A 21,998-nucleotide genomic window follows, 5' to 3' on the forward strand; every position below is an offset into this window, starting at 1 on the left:
GATCGTTTCATAAGCAAATAATCTATTTAAAGTTAAACATTTATTCGCCCGGTTTTCTCTAGTATTAAACGGTCCGGTTTAAAGGGAGGAGGTCAAGATGAAAACTAAATTATTTTTTCTCATCACCTTATATCTTATTCCTTTTTGGAATATTGGACAAAATCTTTCACCTCCTATTCAGAATTACAGTAGTTATGAATATAATGCCGCAAGTAAAAACTGGGGACTGACCATTGATGAGAATGGTGAACTATACGTTGCTAATAATAACGGATTATTACATTTTAACGGTGAAAACTGGACACTCTATAAATTACCCAACAAAACCATTATACGATCGGTGGCCTATGTAAATGGCAAGATATTTACCGGATCTTATGAAGAATTTGGATTTTGGCAGATGAATGACTACGGTTCTTTAGTCTATACCTCATTAACCCATTTAATTAAGGATCATGAATTTACCAATGAGGAATTCTGGCAAATTATACAACTTAACGATGCCATCATTTTTAGATCTTTTTCTACCGTATACATTTATAAGAACAATGAAATTTCAGTTTTAGACGCTCCTTTTGTCGTTACTACTATTGCCAAGTATAAAAATCAAATCATTGTAGCAGGAGAACAACGTAGATTATATTGGATCAAAGACAATACCCTTACCCCATTAGAGTCTCAAGAAATATTAGAAGGAAAGACCATTGTAGATATGGTTCCCTTTGGAGACAGTTTAATTATTGGCACTAAATTAAGCGGCTGTTTTTTACTTACAGATGGGAAAGTTGCATTATTGGATGATACCATTAACAATGAGCTTAAAGAGCACCAACTTAACAAAGTATTAGCGTTAGACAGCAACACCATTGCATTTGGCACCATTAAAAACGGAGTCTACACTTATAACATTAAATGGAATACATTTCAGAATCTAAACAAGGCATTAGGGCTTCAAAACAATACTGTTTTAGCCATGCTCCAGTATAAAGAGCAATTATGGCTAGGGTTAGATAATGGTATTGATAAAATTCAATTAAACAACCCAATTACCTATTATACTGACCACACAGGAGTTTTAGGCACCGTTTATGACCTTGTTGATTATAATAATGAACTCTATTTAGGGAGTAATACCGGCATCTATTATTTTAGGGATAACAAATTACAGTTTGTACCCGGTTCTCAAGGACATGTTTGGGATTTGGAAGTTATTGATGGTGATCTCTTTTGTGGTCATAATACCGGTACCTTTATTTTAAAGGATGGCACATTAAATAAAGTATCTGATATTTCTGGAGGTTACCAATTGGTAAAAGTACCGGAAACAGAATCCTCTTATATTCAAGGTACTTATACCGGTCTGGCAAATTTCAAAAAAGGTAAAAATGGAAAATGGATTTCAAGTCGGGTAACAGGTATTGATTTTCCTGTAAAGCAACTTTGTTTTGAAAACGCAAACACGGTATGGGCCGCCCACCCATACAAGGGGCTTTTTAAGATTAAAATGAACGACGAACACACAAAAGTGTTAGAGTTTATAGAAATAAAAACTGGAGCAATTCCCAACACCTATAACATTAAATTATATAACATTAAAAATCAGATCATATTATCCAGTGAAGGTAATTGGTATAAATATGACCCCATATCAGATGTCATTTCAGAATTTGAAGAGTTTAAGGATTACAAGGATATGAACTTGGTAAATTATAATGCAACTCGCTATTGGTTTTTTGATAATGATAATCAAAAGAAAATTATTCATACCGATCTTGGAGAAAATCAATTCACTTTAGATGATGCCCAGCTGAGGAAAAGACTGGCTATAGAAACGGAAACTATAGTAAGCTATAATGATTCTATATATTATTTCACCCTTACAGATGGTTTTGGTAAGCTCAACTTGAACAGGTTTGAGAACGAGCTAAAAAATGTAGATCTACCAACACCAAGGGTAAGTTCTTTTATAGACGGTAATGAAACCCACCAATTAAAAGAACAGGAGTATAAAGTACCGTTTAATACCTCTAAAACCATTAGAATAGAAGTTGCAGCAGGTAGCTTTAACAAGTATACCTATTATTATGAACTAAACGGAACCATAGCACAATCTAGCTATCTTGACCATGGCGCTATAATTCTTCAAAATTTACCGTTTGGAGAGTATACCTTGAAAATACATACTGTCAGTATTGGAAACGAACTTTCTGAACCCAAAATTATTAAATTTAAAATACTACGCCCGTGGTATTTTTCTAATTGGAGTTTACTGGGGTACTTTTTCATAGGTATTGCCAGTATTCTTTTAGTACGATGGTACAACAAGCAAAAGTTAGCCAAAAAACACCACATATTAAAAGTTCAAATGCAGCGAGAGCAAGAAGAACGTTTAGCACAGATAGAGAAAGAAAAACTAGAAAAAGAAATTAAAAGAAAACAAACAGAACTTGCTAGAACAACCATGAGTGTTGCCAAGAAAAATGAATTGATTATTGAACTAAAAGATCTCATTGCCTTAAACCAAGAAGCATTTACCAATAAGCAACGTTTTAAATCGCTATCCAAAAAACTGGATAGTTCTATGAACGAAGATCAAGACTGGAAACATTTTGAGGTAAGTTTTAAGGAACTACATGAAGATTTTTTTGAAAACCTTCTAAAAAAGTATCCTAAACTTACCCCTAAAGATTTAAGGTTATGCGCTTATCTTAAAATGAATCATACCACAAAAGAGATCGCTCCTTTAATGGGTATTTCTGTACGTGGTGTTGAAATACACAGGTACCGCCTTCGCAAGAAACTGAACATTGACAGCTCTCAAAACCTGTCTAATTATCTCATAAAATTCAAATAGAACAAGCTTTTCTCTTTTAAATAACGATGACAGCCATTAACAATGCGTTAATTGTCTACATCATTACTACATCAATACGTTAATTTTTACTTTTTATTTAACATCAGAACTACTGCAAAACCTTGTATTTAAAGGATTACGACGTACACCTAGGCTTGATGTACTTTTTATGTAGTTGAATAAAATTTAACGGCTATTTGTTTTGATAACTTGCTGTCCAAATTAACAACTTGATAATTTTAGAACTCAATTTTTAAACAATTATGAAAATAGGAATCAAATTTTTAACATTCTGCATTTTAATGACCCATTTGGCGGTTTTTGCGCAAAATGAGATTTCAGTTTCGGGAACTGTTACCGATGAAGGTGGTCAACCTTTACCCGGTGCAAGTATTATTATAAAAGGTACTACAACAGGAACCCAAACTGATTTTGACGGTTTATATGCATTGAATAATGTACCCAACAATGGTACACTTGTAATTAGCTACATTGGTTACGCTACACAAGAAATTGCTGTGAACGATCAAACGACTATCAATGTATCTTTATCTGAGGACTCTCAGGCTTTAGAGGAAGTTGTAGTGGTGGGTTATGGAACACAGAAAAAAGCGGATCTTACAGGATCCATCACAACAATTAAAACCGAAGATATTACTAGAACACCTACTAGTGCCGCTATGCAATCATTGCAAGGTAAGGTTGCGGGTCTTCAAGTAGTAAGTAGCGGTGCACCTGGTACGGGACCAACAATTCGTGTTCGTGGTATCGGTTCCTATGTGGGCGGTGCCTCTGACCCTTTATATGTGGTTGATGGTACGTTCTTTGATGACATCGATTTTTTAAATACGGAAGACATTGAAACTATATCTGTACTTAAAGATGCCTCTGCTTCCGCAATTTACGGTGTTCGTGCCGCAAATGGTGTAGTACTGATCCAAACTAAGTCTGGTAAAATAAACCAGAAACCGGAAATTACTTATAATGGTTACCAAGGTGTACAGATAGCTCAAAACGTTGTTAAATTATCCAATTCTGAACAGTTTGCTACCCTAGCAAGAGAATCTGGATCTACTGCAGAAGCACAATCTATAGACAATGCTATTCAACGTTATGGCAGAAGTAGAATTAACCCTAATGTACCCAATGTAAATACAGACTGGTACGATCTTATTCTGCGTCACGCATTACAGCAAAACCATAGTATTGGCGTTGCCGGTGGTACTGAGTCTATAACTTATTCCTTAGGGCTAAACTACTTTGAACAAGAAGGAATTTTAAACATGAAGAACGATTACGAAAGGTTTAATATTCGTTCTAAAGTCAATGTTGATATTACCGATCGTTTAGATATTGGTATTTCTACCCTCTTTAGTAATGCTACAAGATACAGACCTGAAAGCACTGCGTTTGCATTGGCATATTATGCCACTCCTACAATGCCTGTTCTTGACCCTTCAAAAACAGAGGCATATCCAAGACCTTATGCCAACGCACAAGATTTAGGGTACAGAGGTACACAAAATCCTTTTCCAGTAATGGAAAATACAGAGAACAGAGACAAGATTAGAAATACGCTGACTACAGTTGATCTTAATTACCAGTTGGTACCCGATAAATTGACTTTAAAAACTGCTTTTTATCACAATTTTGAAACTACTGAAACCAGAGAAGTACGTTTGCCCTACTTTTTTGGAAACGGTAACGCTTTTAGGGAAAATGCAGAATTGGTAAAAAGAAATGCCACCTTTTCTGAACAAACTTGGGATAATACCATAACCTATGATGACACGTACGGGAATCATAATTTAACGGCTTTAGTCGGTACTTCATACAGGGATCGTTCTTATGAGCAATTAGAAGCCAAAGGTCTTAATTTTCCTAACGGACCAGGAATTGGTGATGAATCTTATTACTTGGATCTTGCCAACTCAATAGATATCGATGGTGTTGGTGATGATGGACTAAGACAATACTTCTTCTCTTATTTTGGTCGTATTGCTTATAACTTTGACAGCAAATACCTTCTTTATGGTACGTTTAGAGCAGATGGTACCAGTAAATACCAAGAAAAATGGGGCTATTTCCCTACTGTTGGTGTGGGCTGGGTAGTTTCTGAAGAATCTTTCTTAGAGAATAGCAACGTTATAAACTTTTTAAAGCTTAGAGCTAGTTGGGGTGAATTGGGTAATGCCAATGTTGCCTCTAGTACTGGCGGCATTACATCAAACGCGGTAGATGGTGTATTTGGCGATGTTCGCTACCCTGGTCTTGTAACCAGTAGTGATTTTGAAGCACTAAAATGGGAAGTAACCGCAGAAACTAATGTAGGGTTAACTACTAGGTTATTCGATAATAAATTAACGATAGATTCTGACTATTATGTTCGGGAAACTCGTGACGCCGTAATACCGGTATCTAGATTATTGGTTCCTGGCGAAACTAGACAAAATGTTGGTGTTATTAGAAACTCAGGTTTTGAAATTGTTGCCAACTGGAATCAGAAAGTATCAGAGAATTTTAGCTTTAGTGTGGGCGGTAACTTTTCTACTTTAGATAATGAGGTACTTGATTTAGCTGGACAAGAAAATCTTACTTCTGGTGGTGACCTTGCACAACGTACCGTTGTTGGCGGAACTATTAGTCCGTTTTTCGGGTTAAAAGTTGACGGAGTATACCAAACGGACGAAGAAATTCAAGCTGACCCTGCTGCACAAGCTGCCATTGCTGACGGGTTGACCGTGGCCCCTGGCGATTTAAAGTTTGTGGATCAAAACGGAGATATGGTGATCGATGCACAAGATAGAGTGGATCTTGGTTCTTACCTGCCTACCTATTCTTTCGGTTTCAACTTCGGTATGAATTATAAGGCTTGGGATTTTAACTTAAATGTCATTGGACAAGGCGGTAATGTGATCGCCAACCAAAAGCGTTTTGCCGTACGTCAGACTCCAGATGCCAATATTGATAGGGATTTTGCGGTAAATAGATGGAACGGTGCCGGTAGCACCAATAGCTACCCATCTGCAAGGGGAATTAGAAACCCATGGAGCAATCAATTCTTGAATAGCTTCTTTGTAGAAAAGGGAGATTTTGTAAGACTACAGAACGTAACCTTAGGGTACACGCTACCTAAATTAAATGGAAAATTTAATCCTGATATTAGATTCTACATCACTGCGGAGCGTCCGTTAACATTCTTCAACTACAACGGTTTTACTCCTGAGGTTTCAGATGGTAGAGACGCCCAAACCTATCCAATACCGGGTGTGTATACATTTGGTGTAAATATTAAAATTTAAAAATACAGCTATGAAATTTATAAAAGTAAATAAACTAACAGTGCTTTTAGCCTTTCTAGGTACTGTACTAATAGGTTGTTCCGACGATCTGGATCAACCAGAGTTAAATAACAATTTTGCCGGCGGAACAGATTTTTCACAAACCGATGATATGGTCTTATCACTAATTGGGGTTTACCAATCCGTTGCAGATAGAGGTTGGGAGCAGCCATTGGTAGTTGCTACAAGAGGTGACGATGTCAATGCAGCAGGTGACCAACAAGGTCTAAAAAATCAAGATCGCTATGTATACGACAACTCTTTCTTTGGTTCTAGAACCTTATGGGAAACGTATTACGGAGATATCATTGGCGCCCATACGGGTATGGAACAGATAGAAAGGTATATGGAGTTTGCAGATGATGAAGGTATCGCTTTAGGAAATCAATATATCGCAGAAGCAAAAGTACTTAGAGCGGTATTATTATTTCAATTATCACAGGTATATGGTTCGGTATTCATTCCTACTTCATCTGATCTTAACGATTTCGCAGATGTAACATCGGTACCAAGTAAAGCTGAAGTAATGCAACACATTTCTGATCAAATGGATGAGGCCATACCATTCTTACTGGATTTAAGACCAAATGAACGTACAGATTTACCTGGCGGAGTAACTAAATACACTGCCTTAATGATAAAGGCGGAAGCCAATCAAGAACTGAAAAATTACCAAGCCGTTGCAGATGCTGCAGGTGAAATTATTGCTTCTGGAAAATTTACGTTGTTTCCTGACTATTATGAGTTATTCAAAACTCCGGGTAAACTTAGCGATGAAAACTTATTTGAATTTCAATACTCTGATTTTGGAAATGGTGAAGGCGACAGGGTTAGTCATTTATATGCTCCGTATGGTCCCAACTCATGGAATCCAGAAGTTGATGGCTCTAGTAACGGATGGGGATTTTTTGAACCCAGCTTAAAATATATTGAATTTATGTTGGATAGAGGTGAAACCGAGCGTTTAGAAACTTCTGTTTTCTTTAGCCAAAAGGGAATTGATAGCTTAATTGCTACCACCTCTTACACTGCAGAGACGTTACCGTCATTTGTTTCACCAACTACAAGAGATGGTGATGAAAATACATCTACCGTGCGGTCTATATTTTCAAGCGGCAAACACTATTTACCTACAAATCAACTAATACCTGGTCGTACCGAATATGGTAGTAACAAGAACAATATTGTCTTTCGTTACTCAGAAACTTTGTTGATGTACGCCGAAGCATTGGTGCAAGGAGCGAATAATTCAGCTATGACTGCTGATGAGGCGGTTAATCTGGTACGTTCAAGGGCAAATATGGCGCCTTTAAGCGGGGTAACTCTTGACCAGATCGTAGATGAAAAATATGCCGAGCTTTCTATGGAATGGGGAAAACGCTTCTTTGATATGGTACGATTAGGCAGATATGATGAACTAAGTTTTGACGGAAGAACATTTACCGAAGACAAGGCTTTTGTAACCTACCATCAAGATCAGATTGACGAGTTTCCAATATTGGGTGAAATAGCTAACTAAAAACGAACTACAATGAAACATTTTAAAAATATAATTACTTTTTTGTTGGCTACCTTTCTTTTGGTGGCCTGCGAAGATGGTATCGACTCACTAACCGAAGTTGACCCTGGTGCAGATGAAACGGCTCCTAGTATCACCATTACTTCACCAACCGAAGGTTTAGCGGTAAAAGTGAACGAAGAATTAGCAACCATTACCATAAAATTTGAAGCTCAAGATGATATTGAATTGGCTTCGGTAAATGTTGCTTTAGATGGAAACTCCATTAAAAGCTATGCTGATTTTTTAGATTATAGAAGATTGGTAGTTGACGATTTGGTTTACAACCAACTTGCAGATGGTGAGCATGTACTTACCGTTACCGCAACTGACCTAGATGGTAAAACCACAAACGGTATGGTCAACTTTACAAAAGAACCTGCCTATGTTTCTAAATACCCAGGTGAAATTTTATACATGCCTTTTGATGGTGCATATGTAGATTTGATCAGTTTTGAAGAAGCGGAAGAATTTGGAAGTCCGTCCATAAGCGAAGATAATATTGCAGGCGATGGCTCATACCAAGGTGCTACGGATACGTATTTGACATTAGATGCCGAGCGTTTTAAAAATGCCGAGTTCAGTGCTATTTTCTGGATGAAAATAAATAACACGCCAGACCGTGCCGGTGTATTGACCTTGAGTCCGCCATTAATTGACGGCGCAAACAATGACCTTTCTAAAGGATTTAGATTTTTCCGTGAAAATGCAAATGGTATGCAACGCTTTAAGCTGAATGCTGGTACTGGTGCAGATGGTACTTGGTTTGATGGCGGCGAGGCTGCAGATGTAGACCCTACTACTGGAGAATGGGTAAACTTAGCACTTACCATTTCAGGTTCTGAAGCGGTAGTGTATATAGACGGTCAAATTGCTACTGAAGGAGCTTTTGCAGGTATTGATTGGACAGATGTTAATGTACTATCCATCATGTCGGGCACACCTAACTTTACAGCATGGGGCCACTTGTCCGATGAAAGCTTAATGGACGAACTTCGTATTTTCAATAGAGCAATTTCTCAAGAAGAAGTTCAACAAATAATGGCGGACGATTCAGGTGAATTCGTTTCTTCCTACCCTCCTACTTTTGATGGTGAAATGTTCTATATGCCTTTTGATGGTAGTTACAACGAGCGTTTTAGAAATATTGACGCTACCGTTGTAGGTACACCAGGTTATGCCGGTGAAAGCGTAGAAGGTGATAATGCATATGCCGGTGCTACAGATTCTTATTTAACGTTCCCTACAAATGAATCCGGAGCGCTTACTACAGAGGAATTCAGTGCCACCTTATGGTATAAATTGAATGCAGATCCAACAAGAGGTTCCATCTTAGTTATGGGTCCTGAGGATGTAGATAATGCAGGATACCCTGATGTACAGAACAAACGTACCAACGGATTCCGGTTCTTTAGGGAAGGTGATGCCACAAGACAGGTATTTAAATTAAATGTAGGTAATGGCGAAGGTGAATCATGGTTTGATGGTGGTGATGCCGCTGCGTTAGACCCTACCGCTTCAGACTGGGTACACTTGGCATTTACCATCTCAGGTACTGAATGTGTCGTCTATTTTAATGGTGAAGTTGTATCACAAGGCGATTTCACGGGAGTAGATTGGACAGGTTGCGATGTATTATCCATTGGTTCAGGTGCACCTCGTTTTACAGAATGGGGCCACGGTTTTGATCTGAGCTTTATAGATGAGCTTAGGTTGTACAACAAAGCATTGAGCCGGCAAGAAATTCAAGAGATCAGACAATCAGGTTTATAATCAAAATAATAGTTTAATTCAATTAATGTAGGAGATTTTTTATGAGGACAATTTTAGTTTCAATGATGGCGGCAACTTTGTTAGTAGGCTGTAATGGTAAATCGTCTAAGTCTAAACTTAGAGATCAAGGTGATAATGTGGAACATTCTAAAATTACGGATGAGCAATTATTAGATTCCGTTCAAAAACAAACATTTAATTATTTCTGGGAAGGTGCAGAACCTACATCTGGTCTGGCACGTGAAAGAATTCATTTAGATGATATTTACCCAACACACCACAAGGATATTATTACTATTGGTGGTTCAGGTTTTGGTGTCATGGCAATTTTAGTAGGTATTGAGAGAGAATTAATTACTCGCGAAATGGGTCTTGAGCGACTTGAAAAAGCTGTAAAATTTCTTGACAAAGCCGATCGTTTTCATGGTGTATGGCCACACTGGCTAACACCTGATGGTAAAATGACGCCATTCAGCAAAAAAGATAATGGTGGTGATTTAGTGGAAACCGCTTTTCTTATTGAGGGATTATTGACCGTTAAAGAATATTTCAAGGACGGAAATGAGCGAGAACAAGCCTTGGCGCAACATATACAAAAACTATGGGAAGAAGTAGAATGGGACTGGTACACCAAAGGTGAAAATGTACTGTACTGGCACTGGTCACCAGAATATGAATGGGATATGAACTTCCCTGTGGGTGGATACAATGAAGCATTGGTCATGTACATTTTGGCAGCGGCATCTCCTACGCACCCCATTTCAAAAGAAGTTTATGACCAAGGTTGGGCTAGAAATGGAGCTATTACTAAAGATACCACTTTCTATGGCCTACCTACCGTTTTAGATCATTATGAAAGTGATGCTTCTCCTGTAGGACCTATGTTCTGGGCTCATTATTCTTTTACGGGATTAAACCCTAAAGGATTAAAAGACCAATATGCAGATTATTGGGAGTTAAACCGTAACCATGCCTTGATCCAATACAAGTATGCCGTAGATAACCCTAAGAATTTTAAAGGTTATGGTGAAGATTTGTGGGGACTTACATCCAGTTATTCCATTAAGGGATATGCCGGACATAGACCAGACAGGGATATAAGCGTTATTTCACCTACCGCAGCACTTTCTTCTATGCCATATACTCCAAAAGAAAGTATGGCCGTATTAAGAAACCTGTATACAAAACATGATACGCTTATTGGTAAATATGGTCCATATGATGCCTTTAGCTTGGAAAAAAACTGGGTATTACCTAGGTATTTGGCCATTGACCAAGGTCCTATTCCTGTGATGATAGAAAATCACAGAAGTGGACTATTCTGGAAGCTTTTTATGAAAAACAAAGATGTTGTTAAAGGCTTGGATAAACTAGGTTTTTCAGTTGCATCACCACAATGAGAAACCAAAACCGACTTGAGTACATAAAGCGAATACTTCATAAGACGTTCGTTATTTTCTTTGGAATCTTACTGATATCGGTAACGGCATGTTCATCATCTGAACCAGATGCCCCAACAGGCGAATCTGAACTTCCGCAAATTCCAACAGAACCAGAAGTACCAGAGATTTCAGATGAAGAACTGTTGAATTTCACCCAGCAAGAAACCTTCAAGTATTTTTGGGACTATGCAGAGGTTAATTCTGGTGCGGCTCGTGAACGTTTTCACCCAAACGAACCATCAAACGACCCTAATACCGTAAGTATTGGTGGCACCGGTTTTGGATTAATGGCACTGTTAGTAGGTGTGGAAAGAGGCTTTATTACCCGTAGCGAATCCGTAGCACGTATTGATCAGATACTAAGCTTTTTGGCATCTGCGGATCGTTTTCACGGCGCTTGGCCACATTGGTTAAATGGCACTAACGGTAACGTTAGGCCATTTAGCGAAATGGATAATGGTGGCGACTTGGTAGAAACTGCTTTTTTAGCACAAGGTTTGATCTGTATAAAGGAATATTTTAAGAATGGTGACGATGCAGAAAAAACTTTAGCCAATAAGGCAGATGCACTTTGGAAAGGTGTTGAATGGAATTGGTATACACAAGGCCAAAATAGCCTTTACTGGCACTGGAGCCCCAATTTTGGATTTGATATCAACCTAGAATTAAAAGGCTATAATGAAGTAATGATCACTTATGTAATGGCTGCCGCGTCACCAGATTATGCTATTGAGAAGGAGGTCTATACCAATGGTTGGGCATCTAACGGATCTATAACAGATCTTACTAGTGCCTATAATATTCCGTTGGTGGTGGATCACGCTGGAAACTCCCCAAAAGGAGGCCCTTTATTTTGGGCACATTACTCCTATTTGGGTCTTAATCCAAAGAGCTTAAATGATGATTTTGTCAATTATTGGGATGCTGCCGTAAACCATTCAAAAATCAACTATCTATACTGCGTAGATAATCCGAAGAACTATATGGATTATGGCGAAAACTGCTGGGGACTAACCGCTAGTTATTCTAGAAACACCAATGGTTCTATAGGTTATAATGCCCATAGCCCAAGCAATGACTTAGGCGTTATTTCACCAACAGCAGCCATAAGTTCTATGCCCTACACACCAGAAGAATCGCTAAAAGCATTACGCTATTTTTATCAAAATAAAGATAAACTATTAGGACCTGCGGGGTTTTATGATGCCTTTAGTCCACAAAACAATTTTTGGGTAGCAGAAGCGTATTTGGCCATTGACCAAGGTCCTGAAATTGTAATGATAGAAAATTACAGAACTGGTCTACTTTGGAAACTTTTTATGCAAAACGAAGACGTACAAAATGGTCTTAATAAACTCGGTTTTTCCTATGAACAATAAACACTTTCTTTTTCTCGCTTTATGGGTTATTTGCAATTTTATCACTTCTGCACAAGATCTTGATCTATTCGAGAAAAAAGAACTGATAGCTGCAGAAGATACCTTGCAATACAGAATTCTGTATCCAGAAAATTTTGATACGAATAAAGCGTATCCGTTAGTACTGTTCTTACATGGGGCAGGTGAAAGAGGCAATGACAATGAAAAGCAACTTATACACGGTAGCGCTATGTTTCTTGATCAGAATAACAGACGTGAATTTCCTGCCATTGTAATTATGCCGCAATGTGCAGCAGATGATTATTGGGCACAGGTAGAAGTGGATCGTAGCAACTACCCCGTACAGTTGAATTTTCAGTTTAAAAAAGGACCCACCAAAGCAATGGGCTTGGTATTGCATTTATTGGATGATTTTCAAAATAAAAAAATCGTCAATAAAAATCAAATCTATGTTATGGGCCTTTCCATGGGCGGCATGGGAACCTATGAATTATTAGCTAGAAACCCAGACCGTTTTGCCGCTGCCATTTCAATTTGCGGGGCAGGTGATCCTAAATACGTATCTAACTACGCAAAAAAAATACCCATTTGGGCATTTCACGGTGCTAAAGACAATGTTGTAGCCCCATTACATACTATGGAAATGGTTACGGCACTTCTACATAAGGAAGCTTTCCCCCGGCTTACCTTATATGATTATGCCAACCACAATAGCTGGGACCCTGCTTTTGCAGAACCAGAATTATTACCATGGCTTTTCTCTAATACCTTAAACAAAAAGTAAGAGTTACTAAACCTGATATCTATGAAACAAAAATATAAAATACTACCGCTTCTAATATTAATCTTTGCCGTTTATAAAATGACAGGGCAAAAGACCATACCCGAGGTTGAATCGTTATTAAGCAAAATGACCTTAGAGGAAAAAATAGGGCAACTAAACCTATTAACTCCCGGTGGCGGTATTGCCACGGGATCTGTAGTGAGCGAAAATGTAGAGGCAAAAATAAGAGCAGGTCAAGTAGGTGGTCTGTTTGGCGTATCCGGACCTGAAAAAGTAAGGCAGGCTCAAGAAATTGCTATTAAAAATTCTAGATTAAAAATTCCGTTATTAATAGGTTCAGATATTATTCACGGGTACAAGACCACCTACCCTATTCCATTGGGCGTGGCGGCAAGTTGGAATATGGAGTTGATTGAAAACGCTGCAAAAATGGCGGCAAAAGAAGCTACCGCAGATGGTATCAACTGGAACTTCTCACCTATGGTGGATATATCTCGTGATGCCAGATGGGGAAGAATCTCTGAAGGCTCTGGTGAAGATCCTTATTTAGGTTCTGCTATTGCAACGGCAATGGTAAAAGGGTACCAAGGTGATGACCTAAGCATATCACACACAATGATGGCCACGGTAAAACACTTGGCTCTTTACGGTGCCGTAGAAGCTGGGCGAGATTATAATTCTGTGGACATGAGCAAGGTGAAAATGTACAATCAGTACCTACCGCCCTACCAAGCTGCCGTTAATGCTGGTGTGGGTAGTGCTATGACATCGTTCAATGATATTGATGGTATACCTGCCACAGGGAACAAATGGTTGATTACGGATTTACTGAGAAAACAATGGGGCTTTAAAGGATTTGTGGTTTCAGATTATACCTCTGTAAATGAAATGATAGCTCACGGATCAGGAGATTTACAAGCCGTTTCGGCGCAATCACTAAATGCGGGATTGGATATGGATATGGTGGGCGAAGGTTTTTTAACGACCCTTAAAAAATCTGTACAAGAAGGAAAAGTAACGGAGGAAGCCATCACCATTGCTTGTAGAAGAATATTGACAGCAAAGTATGAGCTAGGTTTATTGGATGACCCATATAGATATTCAGATACCTCTAGACCGGCAAAAGACATTCTTACAGCTGAAAATAGATTAGCAGCCAGAAAAATTGCTACACAATCTTTTGTATTGTTGAAAAACGAAAACAATGTGCTACCGTTACAAAAAGATGCTAAAATAGCATTGGTAGGTCCATTGGCGAATGACAAAAATAATATGTTGGGGACATGGGCACCTACGGGCGATCCGCAACTATCAATCCCGGTGTTGGAAGGATTAAAAAATGTTGCTCCAAAAGCTAAAATCAGTTTTGCCAAAGGCGCCAATATTACCAATGACACTGAGCTTGCTAAGCGTGCCAATGTGTTTGGATTACGTGTAGATATCGATACAAGAACTCCTGAAGCTATGTTATCTGAAGCCCTGAAAAATAGTAAGCATGCAGATGTAATCGTTGCTGTTGTTGGGGAAGCTTCAGAATTTGCCGGTGAAGCTGCAAGCAGAACAGATATTTCAATACCACAAAGCCAGAAAAAATTGATCAATGCTCTAGTGGACACCGGAAAACCGGTAGTATTGGTTTTATTTAGCGGTAGACCATTGACCATTTCAGAGGAGTTTAATTTACCGGTAAGTATTCTACAAGTCTGGAATCCGGGTGTTGAAGCCGGTAACGCCATTGCCGATGTGCTTTTTGGAGATTACAATCCGTCAGGGAAACTTACGGCAAGTTGGCCTAGAAATGTTGGTCAAATTCCCATTTATCATAGTATGAAAAATACAGGTAGACCAGCGCCCACACATCAATTTGAAAAATTTAAATCCAATTACCTCGATAGTGAAATTTCTCCTTTATTCCCCTTTGGTTATGGCTTAAGCTATACTTCTTTTGAATACAGTGAACTTGCGGTAAATAAAGATAAATTTAAACAAGGGGAATCCATAAACGTTTCTGTTAGGGTGAAAAATACGGGCGATTATGACGGTGAAGAAGTAGTACAATTATATCTAAAGGACCAGGTACGTAGCATTACCCCGCCCGTAAGACAACTAAAGGGATTTCAAAAGATATTTCTAAAAAAGGGTGCATCAAAAACGGTGACCCTAACCCTGTCCGCAGATGATTTAAAATTCTACAATAGCGAATTAAAATTTGTAGCGGAGCCAGGAAAATTTAAGGTATTTGTTGGTGGTAATTCAAATGCTGAAATGTCTGCCGATTTTGAATTGGAATAATTCTACGATCTACCATTACTCACACATTGGATATTAAATTGATTATGCGCATAGTTTTACTCTTTCTGGTCATTGGTTTGCTACATAATAGCTGCAATACAAAAACAAAAACCATAAACAAAACTGATCAGAAGCCAAATATTATATTCATTATGGCAGATGACCATGCCGTACAGGCCATAAGTGCCTATGGGCATCCGATCAGTAAATTGGCGAGTACACCTAATATTGATCGTCTTGCCAAAAATGGGGTGATTTTCAACAATAGTTTTGTTACCAATTCTATCTGTGGTCCAAGTAGGGCCGTTATCTTAACAGGTAAGCATAGTCATATTAACGGGTTTAGACAGAACGGAGACCATTTTGACGGCAGTCAGCCCACCTTGCCAAAAATGTTTCAGGAATCGGGCTACGAAACTGCCGTTTTTGGCAAATGGCATTTACACGACTACCCACATGGTTTTGACCAATGGAAAATTATTGTGGACCAAGGAAATTATTATAATCCGGATTTCATTGAAGATGGTGATACTACTCGCATTACCGGTTATGCTACGGATATTATTACCGATGATGCACTACAGTGGTTACAGCAAGACCGTACAGATTCCCTTCCCTTCTTTTTAATGGTGCAGCATAAAGCACCGCATAGAAATTGGATGCCGGCCTTACGTCACGCCAATTTGTATGATTCCGTACAGTTTCCGCTACCGGATAGTTACTTTTCAGAGTTTCCAAAGAAATGGGCAGCAAAAGAACAGCTACAGACCATTTATAAAGATATGTACGAAGGTCATGACCTTAAAATGACAACAGCATTTGGCAGCACTGAACTTGCCCATAACCCTTGGGTTACGGATTTTGATAGAATGACCCCTAAACAACGTAAAGCTTGGGATGCTGCCTATTTTACCAAGAACAATGCATTTCATAAAGCGAATTTATCAGGAAAGGAATTAGCTATTTGGAAAGGACAGCGTTACCTACAAGATTATATGGCCACCATTGCGGCAGTAGATGAGGGAGTGGGGAAAATTCTGGATTATTTGGAAGAAAGCGGACTTGATAAAAATACGTTAGTAGTGTATACATCTGATCAAGGTTTTTGGATGGGCGAAAACGGATGGTTCGATAAGCGTTTTATGTACGAGGAGTCGTTTAAAACACCCCTATTGATGCAATTGCCCGGTACAATAAAACCTAAAACCAAAATTAACGCCATGGTTCAAAATTTAGATTTTGCACCTACATTCCTAGACCTTACAGGCTTAGCAGAATTAAACACTGAAATGCAAGGAGAGTCTTTTGCCGGATTATTAAACGGCACTACTCATGAAGAAGATTTTAGAGATGTTGTGTATTACCATTACTATGACTACCCTGCTTTTCATATGGTGAAAAAACATTATGGAATTAGAACAAAACGGTACAAACTCATTCACTTTTATGATGATATAGATGCCTGGGAACTGTATGATTTGGAAAAGGATCCAAGGGAAAAATACAACCTAATTTTAGATATGAAATATGCGGAAACATTGGCATTAATGCACAAAAAGCTAGACAGCGTTCAAATGCATTACGGGGTTACCGAGAAAGAATTTAAAAAAGCACCCAAAGAAAAAGTAGATAAAGCTTACAAACAATTTAAAAGATTAAGAGGTGTACCTATGTTATAGTAACATCATAAATAAAACTACGCGCATGTATATGCTATTTAATATGAAATGGTAATTTCTTAACGGTATAAATTTCTATAGCCAAAACCTGAATGTATTCTATGGGTTTCTAAAGTAAATATCCAGGGAACAAGTGCACCAGGCATTCCCTTGAACACAAAGTAGCTATGTCCACCCAATCATTGGAGCATTAATATCTCGATTAATAGGAAAAATGAAATTTACATTTAGATTAAAAGCATACTATTAACACTTTAAAGCTTCTATAAATTCAAGGTAAACCCGAAACTAACATTAGACGAGCGGTTGTCTTCTAACTCAGAATTAAAATTAATGACCGCGTAGTTATAGAGTGCAGAAAAGCTAATTCTTTTGGTTAGTGGCATTTGCGCTTTAAACTGGCTTAATATTCTATGATTGCCAATATTGTCATACAAAGGCTGAAAATACAATGTTCCCGTAAGGTCTAAATTAAACTTTTTAAAATGCTGATTTAAAGATAGGTAACTGCTATTTCTATGGTTGTAAAATTTTTGGTCAGATGACGCTACGGACTCTACTTCATAAATATAAGAGTTACCCAGGTAGGCAAGGGAACCATCTTTAGAAAACAATTTTAAACGTAAACCAACACCCAGTAAATTCCTTTCTGATATCGTTAGTTTTTGATTGTTTTGGTTTTGCACAAAGGCTTCAAAACGAACTACTTTAGTGAACTTATAATTATATCTACCGTGCAAGAAATAAGAGTTCTGAAAATCTTCATCTTTAGACCGTATCAAATTAACATTACCAATAAAAAAGTAAATACTTTTAAGGTTTTTAGACTTCAACTGTGTGGTTAAATTAGAACCTATCTGAAGAATATATGCCCCATTGTTATCTGTATAATTAAATAATAGATCACTGCTTAAAACAAATCTAATTGAATCTGTATGCATCCGTTTAGATTCAATATTTACCAATTGGGCCTGTATAGAAAACCCGAGTAAACCTATACAACCAATACAAATAAATCGAATAAAATTTAAGGTGGCTTTCATGAAGAATGTTACGTATTTCTCTTTGCTAATGGCTTAGAAGTTGAATTGCAAAATTATTGCTATTTATTGTCTAAGAAAAGCTTTAGAGGATTTCAGTTTCCCCACAAAACACCAACCTACTTACTAAAAATTAAAACCTAAAGAAAATATAAATCGGTTTCCGTCCCTACCATGGTAGAATCCTAAATTACCGGTTAGCGCACTAAATCCAGATATCCAGACAGAACCGCCGTAGTCATTATGCCATTGCGTAGAATCATCATTATCTGACCAAATTCTACCGTAATCGAACCCTGCACTTACGCCCAATTGTATGGGTATAAAATTAGTTCTAAACCTGGTTACACCCACTCTAAGGTCTGTACTTTGATAAAATGCAGATTTACCATTAAATCGTTCATTTCTGTAAGCTCTTAAACTTGTATTACCACCCAACACGGCACCATGGTAAAATTCATAATTATCACCAATAATAGTTTCACCGGCTAATTTAGTAGCAATAACGGCTATACCACTTGGGTGTAATGGATATGTAAGAGACAGTGATGGCTTTACAAAAGCAAAACTATTATCAAATCCGTTTATATTAGAGGTATACCCAGTAGCAATGTTAGCGGCCATAGCACGGTTTGGAAAAGACGGATCATTTTGGTTTTTATACCCATACCCTACTTCACCAGTCACATAAAGTTGTTGTTCATACACGTCATTACCCTCTGCAAATACTTGCCCTACAAAACGCTCATCATCATTTGCCACTTCAAAAGATTCTAATGATGACTTCACATGGTATTCACTGCTTTCACTTTTATGCACTAGGTATGGTGAAAAGTTCCATTCTCTAATACGCACTCTATTATAATCCTTGTCCGCATCGGTATCATTCTGAGAATCATTACCTTCTCCAAAATAATTCATTGTAAAATTAGGACTCGTGTATTTTGCATCGAAACCTAAATTCCAATTATAGAATACGTGTGCAAATTCTGCATTATAATCTATAGCAAAACCATTTGTAGCGAAGAAATATTCTGCACCTATGGTATGTTGCGTTTTAAATGGGTTGTTGGCCAAACTATAGGTGGTAAAACGATTTTTAAGTCCAATTCTAAAACCTGTATCACCATCATACCCTATACTTGGAAAAATAATATTCTCATTATATTTTCTTTTTTGATAGTGATACGTATTGATGTCATAAGAATCTGTCAGCCATTTTTTAGCACTAGCATTTACAATGGTATTGTTCTTGCTCTTAAAATCATATAGCTTTACTTTCTTGGTATTTTTAAAATCATAGGTGTCATTTTTTTTGCCTCCTATAATTTTAATATTAATATAGTCCTTGCCATCTCCATTAACTGTAAACGTATCTTTACCATCTAAACCATACACCCATATTTCTTTTGTTTGTTTTGCAGTAAATGTGTTCTTATAAACTAAAGTATCATGGGCAATTGAGATATTGGTTTCTCCGTTAGGTTTTCTAGTGATAACAAAATTATCATCTTCTTCAGTACCTAGAACAACCTCAAAATTATTTAAATAATCGTAGTAAGTTTTAGCTATAGATTGCAATCTATTACGGCGAGCCTGCAAGTTCTTTTTAATTTTATCTATACTACTGTCCTGTGCATCTTGAGGTAAGGAACTAAAGGCTTTATCAATATCCTCATCGGATAAATTTTCTTGAATGAAATCAACTTGTTTCTTCCAGTCCTCCCAATTAGCGGTTTTTATAAAAGATTTATCCAACGGATAACCAGAAAAGTTAAACCACTTTGTATTCTTTACATCATCATTGTAACTTTCCATTTTACGAAGCAATGGAAAAGCAAATTTTAAGACACTTATTATAGTTCCGTCGTATTTTGGAAAAGCCTGGTCCCAATCGCGTGGTATAGCTTCATATCTCTTTTTTCCGTCTTCGGTTTTGTACTGCGCCCAACGCCATTGATCTTGATGACGGTCCCAATTGCCAACGAGCATATCAAATAAGCGCGCACGAATAAAGCTAGCTTCATCTACGTATGAATCTTTGGTTTTCATCAATTCTAAACGAAGGTCGGTGGTATTGATGATATCATCTGGCGTACCAAAGGTTATAAAATTTTTGTTCTCATCGCCCACATGTTCCTCTAACATAAAGAGCGCGTTGCCGTAATCTTCATTATAAATACCCAAGCCTTTTTGTTTGGGCACATAGTAAACTTTAGGGTTTGCATGCAATACCTTTAGCGTTTCAGATAGTTCATTCATGGCAAATTGAGCATACGGGTGCGCCGTGGTATAAAAATCCATTAAATAACGTTCGGCAACGGTATTATCAAGATAGTCTTCTACATAATGGTCATTAATGGCATTAGTTTGAAGAAAACGTACTGCACTCTTACGTAAAGCCCTTAATGTGTATTCATTATCATTATCATCTATTAGTCTAAGTGATCTAGATTGCGTGCCTCCACCCTCAGAAATAGGTTTCACATTATTAGGTAATTCATCTATATATAAAACGGGAGCTTCTATTTCTTTACTATATAAACTTCTATAATGGTCTCCCCAAAAAAGTTTATAGAATCCACTTTTGTCCGTTTCTTCATTGGTGTAGATAGATGCTTTTGCTGTAGTAGCATTTGTTTTCTTTGGATAAGAAACATCACTAATTGACAACCTTTCTCTTTTAATTTTTTGTACAAAAGCAACGTTAGATGCACCGTTCTTAATTTCAATAAAATCAACCTCAGAACTACCATCATTATAAACAGTTAATTTAGCATAACCATTTTGTTCAGATTCAAAATGTTCTTCTTTAGGCGCTCGTGCTTTTTCAGTTTTACCTACTGCTCCGCTTATAATTTGAGGTATACCATCATCTTCTAGGTATTGTAAATTTCTATCTTTACCAGAAACAAAAATGACATCATTAAACTGACTTGCTATAGTTTCCATTCTACCACGTAAATTTCTATTTTCTTTATTCTGATATGATTCCGGTGTAAAGCCACCCATTTTGTCAAACAAAGAAATTTTAGAATTACTCATAACCGGTTGATAAACAGCTACAATGACCGTTTTTCCTTGACTATCTTTTAGATCGTCTTTAAACTCTGCCAAAAACTGATCCCTATTTTTAATTTCACATTCCTGATTAATGTACGGGTGATCGTCCCAGTCCTCTAAAAACCATTGAGAATCTACCATTTCTAGCACTACATGATCATTAATGGTTTCTTTCTCTAATGGGCAACCGTCATTGGGCCAAAATTTAGCTTTACTATTATCTTGTAAAAACGACTCTAGATCATCTATACTCTGTGGAGCTCCGGTCAACCATTCATTCTGGCCAGGCGTTAAAATAACATTTCCGTTAAACTCATCCCATAACGTCATCAAAGGTTTTAAATAAGCTTTTTCTTTATCTTGATGTTCTTCTTTTGCAGGAAAGCCCTCGCTATTAACCACATTACCTAATAATAACAAAGTAGCATTACTATCATGTTTAGAAGCTGCGTTAATCTCACGCAACACCTGCTCTGCATCTTCAAAAGTAACGTTACCCACGTTTGAAGTGATATAAAAAGAATGGGAAACCTCTTTATTTAAAGTAGAATTTAGCTCATTTACTTTTTGAGAAAAGACATGACCCGTTGATATAGTAAGAATAAAAAGTATGAATTTTAAACGCATGAAAGTGTATTTGTTTATCTAATTGATGATTTTATAATTGATTCCTTAACAATGAAATTTGATACATACATAGTAACCAAGACCAATAAGGCTCAGTAACAACAATAATATTGATAGAACCAAGTAATTTTTAACTTAAAATAGCAGCAAAGTCCTTACCTCAATA

At 37.4% G+C, this 21,998-nt stretch carries 11 protein-coding genes; 9 read left to right on the plus strand and 2 right to left on the minus strand.

Annotation, left to right across the window (positions count from 1 at the left end; genetic code table 11):
* Positions 1 to 97: 97 nt before the first annotated feature.
* From BW936_RS19060 to BW936_RS19100, 9 genes are all read left to right on the plus strand, one after another.
* The gene (locus BW936_RS19060) at positions 98 to 2,854 is read left to right on the plus strand and encodes a helix-turn-helix and ligand-binding sensor domain-containing protein (RefSeq protein ID WP_076551442.1); all 2,757 of its coding nucleotides are present in this window, start codon (positions 98 to 100) and stop codon (positions 2,852 to 2,854) included.
* A 263-nt stretch (positions 2,855 to 3,117) separates the two neighbouring features.
* A complete protein-coding gene (locus BW936_RS19065) occupies positions 3,118 to 6,156 on the plus strand; it encodes a SusC/RagA family TonB-linked outer membrane protein (protein ID WP_076551444.1) in 3,039 nt (1,012 codons plus the stop codon).
* A 10-nt stretch (positions 6,157 to 6,166) separates the two neighbouring features.
* Positions 6,167 to 7,714: a RagB/SusD family nutrient uptake outer membrane protein gene (locus BW936_RS19070; RefSeq protein WP_076551445.1), complete on the plus strand. Its 1,548-nt coding sequence runs from the start codon at positions 6,167 to 6,169 to the stop codon at positions 7,712 to 7,714.
* Between the two features lie 12 nt (positions 7,715 to 7,726).
* Positions 7,727 to 9,526 carry a LamG-like jellyroll fold domain-containing protein gene (locus BW936_RS19075; RefSeq protein ID WP_076551448.1) on the plus strand — a complete coding sequence of 600 codons (1,800 nt, stop codon included), beginning with the start codon at positions 7,727 to 7,729 and terminating at the stop codon, positions 9,524 to 9,526.
* A gap of 41 nt (positions 9,527 to 9,567) precedes the next feature.
* Positions 9,568 to 10,926, plus strand: a complete 1,359-nt coding sequence (locus BW936_RS19080; RefSeq protein WP_076551450.1) for a glucoamylase family protein — start codon at positions 9,568 to 9,570, stop codon at positions 10,924 to 10,926.
* Positions 10,923 to 12,347 carry a glucoamylase family protein gene (locus BW936_RS19085; RefSeq protein ID WP_084182150.1) on the plus strand — a complete coding sequence of 475 codons (1,425 nt, stop codon included), beginning with the start codon at positions 10,923 to 10,925 and terminating at the stop codon, positions 12,345 to 12,347. Before BW936_RS19080 ends, BW936_RS19085 begins: the two co-directional genes overlap by 4 nt.
* Positions 12,337 to 13,131, plus strand: coding sequence for a carboxylesterase family protein (locus BW936_RS19090; protein ID WP_076551484.1), 795 nt, complete (start codon positions 12,337 to 12,339; stop codon positions 13,129 to 13,131). Before BW936_RS19085 ends, BW936_RS19090 begins: the two co-directional genes overlap by 11 nt.
* Before the next feature lie 21 nt (positions 13,132 to 13,152).
* On the plus strand, positions 13,153 to 15,423 hold the full coding sequence (gene bglX, locus BW936_RS19095) for a beta-glucosidase BglX (protein ID WP_076551452.1): 2,271 nt from the start codon (positions 13,153 to 13,155) through the stop codon (positions 15,421 to 15,423).
* Between the two features lie 44 nt (positions 15,424 to 15,467).
* Positions 15,468 to 17,102 (plus strand): sulfatase family protein, encoded by a 1,635-nt coding sequence (locus BW936_RS19100; RefSeq protein ID WP_076551454.1) that lies wholly within the window; start codon positions 15,468 to 15,470, stop codon positions 17,100 to 17,102.
* 263 nt (positions 17,103 to 17,365) lie between these two features.
* Here BW936_RS19100 and BW936_RS19105 read toward each other — a convergent pair whose 3' ends face one another.
* Positions 17,366 to 18,043, minus strand: a complete 678-nt coding sequence (locus tag BW936_RS19105; RefSeq protein ID WP_159439041.1) for a DUF481 domain-containing protein — start codon at positions 18,041 to 18,043, stop codon at positions 17,366 to 17,368.
* 225 nt (positions 18,044 to 18,268) lie between these two features.
* A complete protein-coding gene (locus BW936_RS19110; protein WP_076551458.1) occupies positions 18,269 to 21,832 on the minus strand; it encodes a BamA/TamA family outer membrane protein in 3,564 nt (1,187 codons plus the stop codon).
* Positions 21,833 to 21,998 lie beyond the last annotated feature (166 nt).

The sequence above is a fragment of the Maribacter ulvicola genome, from assembly GCF_900155985.1.
GTDB lineage: Bacteria > Bacteroidota > Bacteroidia > Flavobacteriales > Flavobacteriaceae > Maribacter > Maribacter ulvicola.